Below are 15,699 nucleotides of genomic sequence, written 5' to 3'. Positions count from 1 at the left end.
GTAGCTACATAGTTTGTATATATGGATATTCCAGTACAATAGTTAAGTTATAGTACTGATTAAACACTATAGCAACCGTAGTAAAGTCATATTGCTTTTTAGGGTTATATCTATTGTGATGCATTGCTATATTAGGATTTTTGGTTGGGCTTTCATATATCTTATAAATAATAAAAACGTGTTAGGTTAGTTATTAGTATCAATATCATTTAAAGTTTCATTTTCTTGAATGTTTGTATGAGACGGGAGAGGTTTTTGTCTATTGCTCTAAATCTGGGTATAGTTTCTTTGTTTATTTTATATAACAATCATAAACCAGAAGATTTGTAGTTGAGGAGAAGACTAAAAAAACCTGAGACAGAATATCCTACATCAAGATTAAGATGTTCCTCTTTCCTGACTATTTTTTGCAATCATGGGTTTTGTCAATGCCAAGCCTTCATCTTGGACCTTCTTTTTTTCTCACTGCTTTTAAGTCCGAATGATTTCTTTCTATTGTACATGATAAACTGCGGTCGCTCTTCACTGTAAGCAGTAGCCTTTAAGTAGAAACATTAGCATCTATCTTCTAGGCGCAAAAATTCTTTGTCTTGTGCAACTTTTGCTTAAGGTTTTGCTGCCCCTCGATCTATTCTATTTACTATTGTTAATTTTCTATTCTGTATATTTTGTTTCTACTTGAAGTGATTACCATTATAGGAGTTACAATTAGCACTAGTTAGGATGATAAATTGCTAGTGCTGGCTTTGATCCTGCATAGGATGTGTGCATTGCTCTAGATTGTGTTGATAGTAAATTTTACTCACTCATATGGGCACCACAAGATTTTTAGTGAGTTTATAAATTAGGATGATTTTTCGTCCTATTGGGATAGTTTGTGCATTTGTGTAATCTTTTTTCAACAATATTTTTCAGGCTAGAAGGTATGACTATGCACAGATATCCCTCACTATTCTGAAGGATAGTGACAGTTCATCAAGGACATTTTTGTGCAGCCAATTAAGGGCGATAAATTGGTCTGCAATTATTCCTACAATAAGTGAGAGAGTTTGGCAAAAATCAAAAAACTTTCTCCCTATTTGATACGATGATGTCTTTTTTCTCCATCATTACATAAACAAATGCAATCGCCTCAGGCCGTTCTATCTTCGCTAGATAAGTACCTGTAAGCATGGCTAAAAAGATAACGAGGCCGTAAAAACAACTGAAAAATCCTAGGAGCATTTCACGAAACCCTGTTATTGAGCAGACTACTTATAGTGGTCTTCAAGGATTAATAAGCCGTAGGAAAAATTGCAGTAAATGACATAAATGATGAAATTATTACAATAAATTCACCTGTACTAAAAAAATTATCATAGTGGGTTTCAGCTTTTCTTATATGGGGTTGATCACAACCTGTCCCATGCCCACCCTTATGTCCTGTTCCTACTATTCTTACTGCTATTATTGTAGCTGATTATAGCGGCAACACCTACCTCACTCCTTAGCAGCCTTTTCAGCGGCAAGTTGTTGTGTCCTTACCTTTATAAAGTCTCGCCCCACTTCTGTATCTTTTATTCCATACAACACCCTTATTGGCAGGATTACTCCCCTCCTTTTCTTCTTTTACCTCTGTTATTTTTCTGAGGTCTTGCACCTAATTACATTAGACCAACATGGCCTGGGTACATTGAAGAGCTTCTGCTGGACCTACAACCACTTTCTGATTTGCCACTTTCATCCTTATCTTGACCGACAAGCCCCAAGGGGAGAGCTATTTACTCTACTAGCAGTAGATTCACAGCTTCCGAATCACTGCTGCTACTTCTACTATCAGTAACACCTCGTGTTATCCTGTCATACGTACAATTACTCTCCATTACTGTTGTTATTTTACTTTGGTACCAATGACTGACAAGATATCAAAACATTTGTACAAGTAAGGGTCATGGTAAAGATGAAAAAATATTATTTATATCAACTTTTTATTATTGCGATAGTAAATGATGAGTAAGTATAGATGTTTGTACATGAGGTTATTTACAGTACAATAGTGGAATGATGGAAGTACTAGTTAAATAGCTCAGTAAAATTACCTTACTCTTTATTATTCGTACAATTTACCCTCTACTTTAGGATTTTTTGATAGACTTCAAGTATCATATCTTATAAGTAACAATAACAAAAACATGTTAGTTCTTAGTGCCGGTGATGTTTGTTTAAAATTTCATTACACTGTAAGAAAATTGGTTGTTTTTGTTTTAGTATTTTGTACATGACCAGTATGCCCATATTTGTTTGTACTTTGCTAACTGGAAGACATGTCATAGCCTAAACGCATTACCCTTTCCTTTTAATGTGAACGGCATGGCAAACTTACCCAATCTGCTTAAGTGCAACCATCCGTAAGGCAGCTTACATTTATGTGTAACTTCGCCTAAGGGAAAATCTACGTGAAGTTTGTATTTCTTGTACAGTTAAATATGATCCACTATTTTTTTATTTTAATCATCCCATCAGGAGCAACAATATATTATTGCGCACTAAATTTTGGTAGCACATATTTATTATTTTTATTATGATATTGATTTTATATAGACAAATAAACCAATATTACTGCTGTGTATAGTTAGATTTTTAGTTGTTTTTTGCAGAGTGGTTATTAGTTTTTTTATTCCATGAAGAACGCATGAAATTTATTTTTGGTGTGCAGTTGGTAATGAAGTTGTTTTTGCTCCACACCTAAGTGGCACTGAGTAATGCTTAGAGTTATCATGGATGCCGTTTATTTGATTGATTTTGACTTCGGAGAGGATGTGTGTGTTGCTTTATATTGTGCTAGAGTCAGTTTTATTCAGATGGGCACTACAAGATTTTTAATGAATTTATGAGTTTGGATAATTTTTTATCCTATTTGTGTAATTTGTGCAATTTTTGTGCTCAATACCTTAAGCAGTACAGAGCTACTTTTTGTACGGTCTAATTAATTTTGTACATCCCGCAAAACTTTTACCTCTATTATTTTACGTATTTATTTTGACCTATCGTTCCAATGGGGGATTTATTTTCATCATTACTACTAATGATATGTAGTTACTATAAAAGCATAATTGCAACCATCCAAGGCATTTTTATTTTATCAAACATAAAGCTACTTTTGTCTATTATTTTTATGACAATGGTGTGTATCCAACCCCTGTACAGGCAACGCACACCGCCCCTAGTGATTCCATCAAGGCAACGTAACCTGCTAATTGTATATTATATGTTTTACAACAGAAATATAAACATTTGAATTTGAGTCCAGTAGCTCTAGCATCGGTATAGCAATTTCGCACAATTACGTAGAAATTAGTGACTGATTTAGTGTAGTAACAGTTCAAAAGGACCTTTCGTACAGTCAAGCATAGGCTACAGACCCGCACGGATCCTTCTAACAAGGGAGAAATAGGGCTATAAAGATCATAAAGCCCTCCATTTTGGATACGACAATACTCCCCCTTACAGAAAACATATCTTCCTCAGGTTTTCCTATTTCTATTTGATAGATTAGATACAAGCATAGCTAAAAATATTAACATGATCACAAAACTACCAACTCCTAATTCCGCCATTTCCACCCTACTAATCCCAGTTATTGATCCATGATTCTGCTCGGGGTCTTCAATGCTTAACAAGTCGTAAGTAAAAAATGCAGCAAGCAATGCAGATACCAAAACTGTCAGAACTAACTCACGTAAACCAAAAATGTCACCACCACCACCGTCAGGTTTTTTCTTACGATGTTGATCAGCACTGCTACCTGGACCATGCCTACCTCTAGGGCCTTGACCTAGCGCTCTCACCTCTGTTGTTCTAACTTCTTTGCACTTATCTGCCTCTTCTCCAACCCGAGCAGCAGCCCTATCAGCAGCAAGTTTTTGTCCTTTTCCTCTATGAAGTTTTGCCCTCCTTCTGTCTTCTTTATTCCATACAACACCTTTCCCAGTGGCTTTACTTCCCCTTTCTTCTTTTCTTCCTGTCCATTTTTTGGGCTTTGCGCCCAATTCTTGCTGTCCAGCGCGGCCCGGTGATGTTAAAGAGCCCCTGCCGGACCTACCACCACTTCCTGATTCGCCACTCCTCCTACCTCTATCTTGACCAACCGCCCCAAGGGAAGAACTATTTCCCCCAACATCATTAGTAGGTTCACCGGCTTCTGAATCACTGCTACTATCTGAAGCACCTAGCGTTATCCTGTCAGACATATACCCTCCACTATTGTTGTTCTTTTACTTTGGTTCGTTTTTTACTCTGGCACAAGAGATGTTCGGCAAGCAAGCAAACATTTACAGGGAAAAGAACCAGCACCAGAACATCCTAAAGATGAAAAAATATTATTTATATGAATTTTTTGTATTTACAGTAATTAATAAGTAGTAATTACTAAGTAGTAATTATATGTAGTTATAGTTTGTATATTAATAGTTATATATACACTACTATAGTGTAATTATTGGTCAAATACCTTAGTAAAATCATATTGCTTTTTAGGATTACGCAGATTTTATGTTACTACATTGGGAAAGATGGTTTTTATCTCTCTGTGGTGGGTTCCGTCTATCTCATAAAATAACAAAAACGTGTTAGTTCTTAGTGCCAACACCATTTAAAATTCTATTGTTCTGTAGAGGAGAGCTGTTGCCATAAATATAGGATCAATGCCGGTTATTTTGGTATTTTGCACAGCATGATCATATTCGTTTGTACTTTGCCAATTATATGTCGTATCAGCATAGCCCAAATATATCGCCCGTACCTGTTAGTATAAATGGCATAGCCAATTTACTCAATAATCTGGAGTTATTGCCATCCATGAGAGGTTTAGATTTATGTTCTTGCATGATTTTGTATAAGGGTAAATCCGCATGAAATTTGTCTTCCTTTGTACAGTTTTGCTTCAATATAAGTAGTGTCAAGCAAGGTTTAGGTCTATTGGTAGGTGCTCTATACATTTTATTTGTCTGGTTTTGGTTCTGGGCAATATGAAATGACTGAAGTTGACCGGAGCAGCTGGCTATTGCCAAGGTGTTTGGTATCAACCAGCCATGGCACAAATGTATTGCGAAGTATCACAATGCCAACTTTATGTATATAAACTACTCAGTCTTCTCACAACGCAGCCAATATAGCCCCAGTACCTGCTTTATTTGTATATGCTTTGGCAGCTGAGAATAGATTTTGCCATGGAGTGCAACTTAAAATATTTCACTGACCATCTGTGGCTAATGAAAAGAATGAAATACTCATTACCAGAGTTTCCTATTTATGATGTCCTATCCTATCTCTGTGGTATTCATGTATTTCACTGAGAAATTATTCTACATATTTGTTGCATGAAGCGATAATAAACCCATTAGGTGCCGTATTATCAATCCCTATTAGTCAATACAATTGAGCTAACTTGTTCTACGATCCAATCCATGTAGGCACGGCCACACAAGTAGATGATTATATGTGGAGGAGGAAACAGGCACACGCAGTAGTCGCAACTACAATCCGAATGTAGATACCTATCATGGCCTGTTAACAGATCACAAAAAATCCGTACATGATTTGCTGCCACCTTATTTGGTTATTGCACTTAAACTCTCGCTGCTACCAAAACTATTGTTACTCGAGGCTGAAGTATCATGGTTACCATCTCATATTATTGTTAGGTGTGTTAAAATAGACTTATAGTCAGCGTCTCCTTCAGCCTCACCTCACCTTGATTTTCTGCCACAAGATAGATCCTACAGCAAGGACCTATCTTCGTTGATACTGCTTTAATCAGTTTTAATCATTATTTGAAGCGATATATATTTTTTTATCAGACATGTAATTTATCCTGTATTACTTATATCTATTTATATTCTGTAAATGAGGAATTTTTATTTTGTTCTTATGTGTTAGACGAAGTCGTACTTCTATTTGCAATATAGTCAAAGAACAGTGGTTTTTTTGTCAAATTTTTAGACTTTTATCTAAATAAAATCCGTGCTTAGAGCAAAATGCCACTAAACTTATTAATAAACAATACCATACAAGCGTAACAATTTAAAGGTACACGAGAGTCTTACGCACCTACCTGTTTCGCACTACGCGTTACGAATACACAATTAATTGGACACCTGCGAATAACCAGGGTTATCTTATTTATGCATTATCATTTCTACTACCTACGGCACACTGTCCTCTTTTGGGGTTCTTGAGATTATGAGCGTACCCACACTAGTTAAAGACCTAACGTCTCGTCCTCCTTCTAACACCTCAAATTGGACTGTGAATATTGTCCTAGTTGGGCGGTAGGTGGCGGAGGGACTTCTAGTATCTTTACTTTATCACCAGCAGATTTTGGTTTTTGGAGAAACTAGTGACCATAGACAGCCCCACTAAGGGCAATTTTGCACAACCAAATGACAGGCCATATACCCAGCACTGACTTACCTAACAGGGATAGAGGATGGGCACAAAGAAGGATCCACATTATACGACGATCAGATTAACAAAGACCTCGCTTGTTGGGTCCTACTTTCTGCCTCTGTTTCTATTTGAGATAGTTTGTGTAATTTTTTTTCGATAATATTTATAGAAGATGTCATGGATGAATATGATTGGAGTATCTTGCAATCATTGATCAGGAGTTTGATAGATAGAGTACAGTTAGTAGGAGATAATACTTTGTGATCTAATCTTTGTTTTTACGTAAGAGCATTGAAACCTATTCTGCCAATGATATTTGGCTCAAGCTGAACTAAGTTGAGACATTAACAGAAGCGTTTGAAACATTTTTTTGACTAGTAGGTCTGGCTTGGCACAGCAGTCTCGCATAATCCTGGAGAAATTATTGACTTGGCGACAAGTCATACCAAGAAGGACACTTTTTTACAATCAAATACAGGATACGAATCCGCACATATTTCTCTTTACGAGGGAAGGGTGGTAAAGATCAAAAAAGAAACGACCCCCCTATTGGATACGGCAGGGCGATTGATACTCCGACATAGAACTCACAGCTTCTTCTCAGGTTGTTCTATCTTCTACCTCTATTCCTACCTGCTGGAGTACCTAAGAGCACAGCGAACAATACTAACAATATCCCAAAAGCACCAGCTCCTAACCTTGCGAGTTGCGATTTCTCAATTCCTCTTACTGAACCAATCATCAGATTGGTGCTTTCAGTGGCTGATAAGTAGTAAAGAGAAACTGCAGAAAGTAACGTAAATACCAAAGGTGCTACAATTAATCCATATGCACTAGCATCTCTACCGGTGCCAGTCCTTTTCCTACTGGACTGATCAGTGCCTGGACCATGTTTACTCCTAGGTCCTTTTTTTAGCGCTCTTGCTGCTATTATTAAACCCAATGCGTCTCCTTCTTCTTTGCTTTTACCTCCACATCCTGCCTCAGCAGCAAGCTTAGCATCCCTAGCGGCAGCCATTTTTTGTCCTTTACCTCTATAACATCTAGCTGCTTTTCTGTCTTTCTTAGTCCATTCAACACCCTTCTTCCTTCCGTCAGTTTCCCCCTCTTCCTTTTTCACTGATTTTTTTTTGGGCCTTGCACCCAATACCACGTATCCAGATCCAAGACAGCTGGGAGCTTGCAGAGAGACCCTGTCGGGAGCGCCATCATCCCCTGATTTGCCTTTCCCATTCCTATCTTGATCGACCGCCCCAAGGGAAGAGCCACTTACCCCACCAGCAGCAGACTCTCCAGATTCTGAATCACTGCTACTGCTACTATCCGAAACACCACGTGTTAACCTGCCAAACATACAATTGTCCTCCGTTATTTTTTACTTTGATGTCGACGATCCATAAAGTACTAAACATTGTGGTAAAGAGAACCCAAGAGTATCATCCATATAAAATTTTTTATCGTCGTAACTCTACTATCACTATCATGATTTTATTGTTATCTGTGATAGTGGATAAGTATAAGTAGTTTGTATATAATGGTATCTACGACACAATAGTCAAAATAGCAGTGGATACCGTAATAAGATACCACCTTGTCTTTTAGGATTGCACGGATCTGTTCTGTGGTGTTACTACACTAGGAAAGATGATTCTTTGATAAAAAATTTAATCTTTTAATATAATAAGGAGGGAGTGGGTTGCTTAATTATTATAAATATGCCTATTTTAATTTAAGAGACAATTTACTTTTGTAATTCTTTGTAATCCAATATTTTGTTTTTTTATGGTTATTTTAAGGATTTAAGGATATTTATTTTATATAGTACAACTATTCCACATTACTAGCGTTTATAATATTGGCTGTTGGGCACAAGAATGATGTTAATCCGCGTAGGGTTTATTCGCATCCTACGTTTTATAATATAATAATAAATGTGTGTAGTATGTGGAAGTAGTTACTAAATGGAAGATTGTAAGTCTCCCATATCTGTGATGCAAAATGAGATCTAATGAGTATATATGAGTGCAGATACAATGATTATGAATGAACATGAATTAAACTAGTACCACTGCAAACACGACTAGAGATTACATAAATATGTAAATGTCTAGTATGATTTGCCGGCTAGCTGTCCTTCTTGTTTTTTCTAATAGGTTTATTGTTGCATATTGATATAAGTGCCACAAAAGATATCAGTAACATAGCAACACAAACTATTAGAAAACGTGCAAGTATCGATAAACTGAGGCCAGTTATTGGTCCAGTAGAGTCTCGATCTGCTAATGCCATTTCATAACCAGAAAGCACTGATCCAGCCAAGCTACATAACAGAACAAGCATTACCTCTGAAAGGCGCCAAGGGCATCTAGACATTTTCGCCTCTTGTCTTGATGTTTTCACAAGAGGCCTGTTTGTACCAAGTCTACTTCTAGGACCTGCGCCAGTTCTCGGAACTAATGAAAAATTACCACGATTACCAGATGGGGTCTTGCTAACAGTTTTTATTCCGCTTCCTACTAAAGTTTTCGCCGCTCTACGAGCATCATTTTTCCAGGGGTTACTTCTGTCAGTTTTTCCTTTGTTAGCAGATACACTGCTTTTTTTAGTGTTGAAGCCATACCCAGTACCAGTACTGCTGCTACCACTTCCAGCTGAAGTACCTGAAGCACTCAACTCACTAAGTGATGAACTAGAATCGGGTGACGAACTAGAACTAGGTTCTGAACTAGAAACAGATGATGAACTAGAACTGGGTGAGGAATTGGAATTAGATGATGAGCTAGAATCGTCATCAGACTCGTAATGTTCACCGCCAGCACTACAAAAACCACGTAACCTTCTATCAGACATCTATCTCACCTAAACAGTTAATTTGTATTTTGGTATAATTTTTCCACTACACAAAGAACAAATACTACATGTGTTTCTAGTAGGAGGACCACTTGCGACAGGCCTATTTATGACGTCATAGACATCATTAAGTAAATACCTTCAAAACCGAAGATATTGTAAAAATATTCATTAACAGGCAGATAATTATTAACACATAATTTTACATCGAGCAATAATAATTTATTATGTTAAGTACTGATATACTAAAGAATTTCATTAATACCGATAATCACTTATAAGGTTTTCTCCACAACTTTTTTTACAACTAACTTACATTGAATATTTATTTTTGAATTTTTACCATTCATTGTATTAATACATGTTTGATAAAAGTTTTTATCGAACATTAATCTTATCTTGCATATCGTATTTCTATAGTAAAAATATCAATGATCAATCTAGATTATATTATCTAAAATAAACCGCTTAGTATGATTAGTTGTATATGCTAGTAGCTAATAACAATAAGCTAGGACTATCAACTGCACAATTAGAAAGACATTCACAGTATAATATCAGTCTGCTTGACTTATGTAATTGTAATTTTTAATTATGCATATTAAGCATTGTACTTAGGTAAGTTTATTATTCACCAATTGGCCATGCTTATTGCTTAGCAATGTAGGGTTAATAGTTAGATGTAATGATAGTACTAATTCTTATGTTACTTATGATAGCGGTGATAGCAGCACAAATTTATGTAGAAATTTACAGCATCCACTTTCATGTATGTTGCTATGGTCTAACATGTTAACTTACACAATAAAACAGAACAGATTAATGTTGCTTATAATTAAAATTTCATTGTAGTGATAATCTCTCATGATGTTTTGAACAGTAATTGCTTTTACTAAATTATGTGTTTTAATGTGCACATCTCCAGAACTAATTTTTCCGTTTTAAACAATAAAATGAAGCACTAAAGTAAGACTATTACAGATAATAATTTTTTTATAAATTAGGGGCCATGGTATTTTTTATTACCATACTAGCATCAATTTATTATACTGAGAGATGTATATAAACAATTTTACAATTATATCTTATATTGCTCGCTGGTACATTGTACATAGTCTTTATATTGTTGGTAAGTTAACGTAATCCACAGTAGGTAAGTATGTTTCATACCACGATGATTTACTTATTAGATAATAATGAATAATGCAAGGTTAATCTCTAGCTATGAATGTATTTTGAGATTGTTTAGCCAGCATATGATCACTGTTCCAGTGATTAATGACTTTGATTAATAAACTACTGCTGGTGGTATAGTATTCTCATTTAACTTTGTTTTTTTATTGCTCGGTAGTGCTATGCATGATATTAACGTAAGTGGACTAATTGTCACGGTAAAACTGAGAGAACATTTTTAATATCTTTTATGCCAGATTATATTTAAATTTATATGTACTCTACTTTTACAACTAGACGCAAACTTACGTGTATATGGTTACATTATGAACGAAAAGTTTTATAATATAAAGTATTACTCTGTAACAATAGTTTTGTCTATTCTAATCGTGGCTACTCAATACTCTTTATGGTTTGGCAAAGAAGGGTGGCCTAAGGTTTGGCGTAGGCAGGACGAATTAAAGTCTTGGATTGCGTACAATTCCACCTTGATTAAGCGTAATAGAAAATTAGCTGCAAAGGTGGATAATCTTTTGCACGGTCACGATGTGCTAATTGAGAAGGCACGTTATCGTTTAGGACTGGTTTCCCCAGGTGAGGTGTTTTACTACGTGTACGATAACAGAAATAATAGTAACTTTTATCCACATGGCTAGGGATCACTTTTTATGCTTTTTATGGCATTTTGCTTTCATTGTGTGTGATATATTTACTTATATTACCATTATGGTTAGCGCATCTGGCTTTGGGTTGTCAATTGGCTTTGACTAATTGACTAAATTTATTCATTTTATTTTGTTTCTATTTGTAGCTTTGGTAATAATGTTGGTTGATACATGGGAATACCCTGCATTTTGATATTTCCTAGTACCATCAACATGGCCGATGCTTTAGCTCTATTTTGTTGCGTGTTACGAAGGATGGGGGGTAATTTGCGGTGCCTAATTATATCAAAAATGTGATTTTACAATTGTTGTTAACTGTTGTTAGCACCTCTGCGCTTGCGGCTTCTTCTTGCTATACCATGTATTTTACCCACTATACGAATCCTAAATATGTTGTTGGCATTGACAATAGAGAGCTGGTAAATTCTTTTCTTAGTGTTGACTTAAAGACCGGTGGAAGAGGGCAGAAATGGAGTTTGTTTAAGGCTTATGGCTCCATTTTGCCTGGTGGACGCCCTATGTTTTATGTTGCTTTATCTGACAATTCCCGCAAAGTATGGGGTATAGAGTTTTTAGGTTCATTCTGGTTTCAAGCTGAATTATCATCATTAGACTATAGTCCCTGGGCTATCGTGGAGGCTCGGGCTGTCGATGGTTTACCTGGTGTTATAACCTTACATTCACCAGCTTCTGAGGAGAAGGTACAGCAACCTGTTTGCTTGGTTCCAACTACGATAATGTTTCGTCCTGCCCCTGGTACCAATGTCTTGCGTTTTCATGGATGTTCTGTTCATCCTAAAGAATGGAGCTATTGGGTGCCCAAGGATGCTGATACTGGTGAAAATTGTGCAAATCAAATATTGAAACAAACTAACTACCATTCTCCTGTTGTTGTTGATCCTCAGTCACTGTGCAGTAGTGTGTTTTTGAAACCCATAAGCGCTAATGGGGTTTTTGCTTCAGCTAAAGAGTCGACTATTACCGTCAATAGTTATGCAATCCTAGATACTGAAAACATGTTTAACTTTACCGAGGTATGGATTCCTCGTGTAGATTTTATTCCATCTTCACAGTCACTTTTTGTGAATTTGATATGGGGAGAAAATAAGGATCTAGCCCTTAGTATGGTTAAAGAATCCGGAATTATTACTTCTAAAGTAGTGGTTGGTCGTTTTTCTGGTGATGTTTCTCAAGTTTGGTTAGTGGTAGACTCCAAATCTCATCCAGGATCATTTGGCCTATTAGATGCTGAGACTAGATTCCATGCCCTCACCATTGATGATTCTGCCAAACCAGGTACAAAGCTAAGATTGGAAGGGTTCTACGATAAACCCACACAGCTTTGGAAAGCTGTTAGCACGCAGACAGGTACTGACTGTACTACAACTTTTGTTAATTCCTTCTCTGGTATGTCTGTGGGTAATATTATTTCCAATAAAACTACCAGAGCTGCTGTTCCTTCTATAGATAAAACTAGGAAGCATGTTGTTATAAATTGGCAACCATCTGTTGGAGGAAGGGACGTCTATTACGTTATTCCTAGGAAAGATCTAATCAGTGCTGCAACTGATTTTACTAAAGAATTACGCTACGCTATGGATCCATCCAAGTGTTTTATTCCATTATTTGATTCATCAGGTGAGGTTAACCTTTCTTTGATAGACTGTTTCAAGAGTGCTTCTACCCCAGCTGCAGTTTGGCGTTTTGGGGACCTAGTAGATGTAGAAAAAGATAGATCTCAGTTTTGTGTTAATGATGCAGGACATGGCAAAGTATGGTGTTTGGCAGATGTTAAGGGATCTTTTGCTCCTCCAATTGATAAATCTGGAGAGGAAAATAAAGACACTATAATGAGGTTTGATTCTCGCCTTATAGGGGTACCTACTGTATTTACTACAGGCAATGGATATTGTTTGGCCATAAAGCAATATACTAAGGAGGAGGTGGTTGGTAGTAATTTTGTTACCATGTCTTGTCATTCACTTATGGGAGACTATAGTATAGAAAATATGCGATTGATTCCCGATGACAGTGGTACTACTAACAATCCACAGAAGAAGTACTTTATATCTGTTACCAGATCAGACGGTTCTCTTATGTGCTACGGAAAACGAGGGGATACCTTATCCTTTAATACCTGTGATAAAAAAGACCCAGGTTTAAAATGGGTGTTTCTGTCTCATGAGCATATACAAAACGTAAAAGATGGCATGTGTTTAAGTGGTGCTGGTGGCGGTAGCTTTAATACTCCAATCTCTGAGGCACCATGTTCGACAGAAGGTCCTCAGATGGTGTTCTTCGCTTCGTCCTATACTTCTGCTATTAAGCCAAATGTCTATATGCAGTTGCATCATTGGGATTTGTCTAGATGGACCGACGATGGTTTATGTGTTACAGCTTTGGGTAGCTATAAGAATAATTCTCAGGACTATTGTGGAGATCCAGATACTGATAGGGGAAGGCGTCAGCTTTGGTGGAGGGAGTTTCTTCGTACAAAGTTTGCACAAGGGGACTTAGTTCCATATTTTGACAATACTTTTGCTTTATCAATGTCAGCTGGATATGTTCTTGCTCATCAGACTGTATACAAGTGGGAAGAGTGGTCAGTGCAGCAGTTTTATATGTATGACACCTATCAGACTGCTTCTGGTGACTCTGTTGGTATAACTTACTGTTATTCAGATAATAATCCAGGCCATCCAAGTACTGATAGCATAGTGGCTGATACGTGCAAGCAAGATGGGGCGTTTGGCATAAACAGCCAGACCTGGCTGTTTACACCAGTCATATTGGTCCACTAACTTGAAGGTATCAATCTACCTGGATTTGTGTTATCGGCAAGTGACAGGTAGAGCTTTTCTGTTTGCAGATCAAGCCACAATAGATCGTCATCTGTACATTTTTTTTGACAATTTACTAAGGCCACGAAGCTGTACCAGTGGCCTCTTGGCATCTTCCAGTACCCAGCCAGTGCCCTTACGTTTTCAAGAGTGCCCGTTTTCATGAATGCATGTTTTCTTAAGGGACTGTTGTTGAAGCGGTATGCTAGCGTTCCATCAACACCTGCTATAGGAAGGGACTCTAACAAAACAGGGAAATATTCTTTATGAAAAGCATGGCGCAGTAATTCCGACAAAAAAGATGATGTTAGACGATTGCTTTTTGATATTCCACATCCATCCTTTATGCGTATTTGTTGATCACTTATATTTTCCTGCTCTACCCATGAGGTCAGTTTTTTGCTAGCAGCAGCAAATGTTGCTTGCTTATAATCAGATTTGTATCCTATTGACAAAAATGTTAAGTACGACATTAGGTTATTGCTAAATTTATTCATTCCAATAAGCGTTGTTGATAAAGGGTACGAGGTGTGATCTGCTACCAATATAGCGCTTTTCTTGGGTACGTCTTCTATTATGCTTTTAAGTAGATAGTTTCCAGTCATATCTTGCCAACGTCTACGAAAAAGATTTTCTATGTATTGCTGATGAGTCATAAACGACAAGTACACAGTGTGATGTGAACAATTGGTAGAGTCAGTGCCACGTACCAGTATCTTACTTGGATTTTTAGAGCTTCCAGGTCTGTAATAGGTGTCAATTAATGCTTTTGAACAAGGTATGTTAGCAAGCTTTACATGGCTATCAATCGTTACATTGTATGGCAAATAATTGTTAGCTCCTATCAGTATATTGCCATTTTGATGAGATATGTCTATTTCAGTAGTTTTGTAATTTACTATGAACGGAAACGGACCAACATTGTATGCAGCGAACCGATTTTTGTCACCTAGGGTATTTAGAAATTGGTGATTAAAGTTGTTCAAGTCTATAGCTAATGTGTCAATCTTTCTAATATTATTTCTGTACAAATCTTTAAGCAGATTATCAAAATCCCTGTCTAGAAACATTGGGTCCCCAGAGCCAACGATCCATATCTTTCTTACTCTTCCGCTTTTATCAGGAGTACCATCAGCGTAAATCCTTGTAGTCCACCTGTATCTTGGACCCAGTATGTCTAGTGCAGCAACAGACGTGACCAGCTTCATCGTAGACGCGGGAGCCATGGGGACATGCTCATTTTTTCTGCTGATCCACTTGTTGCTGTCAAGGTCGTATATGGCAAAAGAAAAAACCCTACCACCAGAAAAAGCATCACTAGAAAATAATAGACAAAGAACGAAGGACACCACCGAGCAGAACAAGGTGCGTTTTACGCACCAGTTGACGAGACACACTACAAAAATTCCCCCAAAAATCTACGACCACCAACGCAAGGGGATTTCCACCAAACTTACTATCTCTCCGTTAGGCTGCCTGGTATCTCTAAGCGCACTAGGTAGAGGCACGTAACATAGTATACACCCACAACAATCCTACGGCTGATGCTGGATCTATCTTTTTCATACCAGATCAAATAAACTGGATTTCTAATGTTCATACTGATCTTCCCCCATCCAATTATTATCCTACGCGAGCCTTATTATGGCAATCAGTTTGTATTGGGTAAATACAGTTATTCCCGGGTTGCTTGGGAAAACTCCATGGAAAATTTAGGAAAAATCATTAATATTGGACGGATGTCA

8 protein-coding genes are annotated in these 15,699 nt (G+C 37.1%); 3 read left to right on the top strand and 5 right to left on the bottom strand.

Annotation, left to right across the window (positions count from 1 at the left end; genetic code table 11):
* Positions 1-1,498: 1,498 nt before the first annotated feature.
* Complete coding sequence (locus A6733_RS08790) at positions 1,499-1,639, bottom strand: hypothetical protein (protein ID WP_176695528.1); 141 nt, start codon at positions 1,637-1,639, stop codon at positions 1,499-1,501.
* Positions 1,640-3,503: 1,864 nt separating this feature from the next.
* Positions 3,504-4,229: a hypothetical protein gene (locus A6733_RS02855; RefSeq protein ID WP_092460366.1), complete on the bottom strand. Its 726-nt coding sequence runs from the start codon at positions 4,227-4,229 to the stop codon at positions 3,504-3,506.
* A 2,335-nt stretch (positions 4,230-6,564) separates the two neighbouring features.
* Between A6733_RS02855 and A6733_RS09860 the strand changes: the two genes are divergently transcribed.
* Positions 6,565-6,690 carry a hypothetical protein gene (locus A6733_RS09860; RefSeq protein WP_141663299.1) on the top strand — a complete coding sequence of 42 codons (126 nt, stop codon included), beginning with the start codon at positions 6,565-6,567 and terminating at the stop codon, positions 6,688-6,690.
* Positions 6,691-7,036: 346 nt separating this feature from the next.
* On the opposite strand, the gene A6733_RS02845 is transcribed toward A6733_RS09860, so the two are convergent.
* Entirely contained in the window at positions 7,037-7,780 is a 744-nt protein-coding gene (locus tag A6733_RS02845; protein ID WP_092402883.1) for a hypothetical protein, read from the bottom strand.
* A 770-nt stretch (positions 7,781-8,550) separates the two neighbouring features.
* Positions 8,551-9,276, bottom strand: coding sequence for a hypothetical protein (locus tag A6733_RS02840; protein WP_092411197.1), 726 nt, complete (start codon positions 9,274-9,276; stop codon positions 8,551-8,553).
* 1,499 nt (positions 9,277-10,775) lie between these two features.
* Between A6733_RS02840 and A6733_RS02835 the strand changes: the two genes are divergently transcribed.
* Positions 10,776-11,105 (top strand): septum formation initiator family protein, encoded by a 330-nt coding sequence (locus A6733_RS02835; RefSeq protein ID WP_092402425.1) that lies wholly within the window; start codon positions 10,776-10,778, stop codon positions 11,103-11,105.
* A gap of 281 nt (positions 11,106-11,386) precedes the next feature.
* Positions 11,387-13,915, top strand: coding sequence for an RICIN domain-containing protein (locus tag A6733_RS02830; protein WP_092411198.1), 2,529 nt, complete (start codon positions 11,387-11,389; stop codon positions 13,913-13,915).
* Here the strand turns inward: A6733_RS02830 and dacB are convergent.
* The gene (gene dacB, locus A6733_RS02825; RefSeq protein WP_176696094.1) at positions 13,912-15,318 is read right to left on the bottom strand and encodes a D-alanyl-D-alanine carboxypeptidase/D-alanyl-D-alanine endopeptidase; all 1,407 of its coding nucleotides are present in this window, start codon (positions 15,316-15,318) and stop codon (positions 13,912-13,914) included. The two genes, A6733_RS02830 and dacB, sit on opposite strands and share 4 nt — an antisense overlap.
* Between the last annotated feature and the right edge of the window lie 381 nt (positions 15,319-15,699).

This window comes from Candidatus Ichthyocystis sparus (assembly GCF_900078745.1).
Taxonomy (GTDB): Bacteria; Pseudomonadota; Gammaproteobacteria; order Burkholderiales; family 2013Ark19i; genus Ichthyocystis; species Ichthyocystis sparus.
This window is presented reverse-complemented; position numbering and strand designations above follow the sequence as displayed.

Coding starts and splice junctions, on each gene's coding strand:
- A6733_RS02855 (WP_092460366.1), bottom strand. CDS start 4,229: ATGTCTGACAGGATAACGCTAGGTGCTTCAGATAGTAGCAGTGATTCA.
- A6733_RS02845 (WP_092402883.1), bottom strand. CDS start 7,780: ATGTTTGGCAGGTTAACACGTGGTGTTTCGGATAGTAGCAGTAGCAGT.
- A6733_RS02840 (WP_092411197.1), bottom strand. CDS start 9,276: ATGTCTGATAGAAGGTTACGTGGTTTTTGTAGTGCTGGCGGTGAACAT.
- A6733_RS02835 (WP_092402425.1), top strand. CDS start 10,776: ATGAACGAAAAGTTTTATAATATAAAGTATTACTCTGTAACAATAGTT.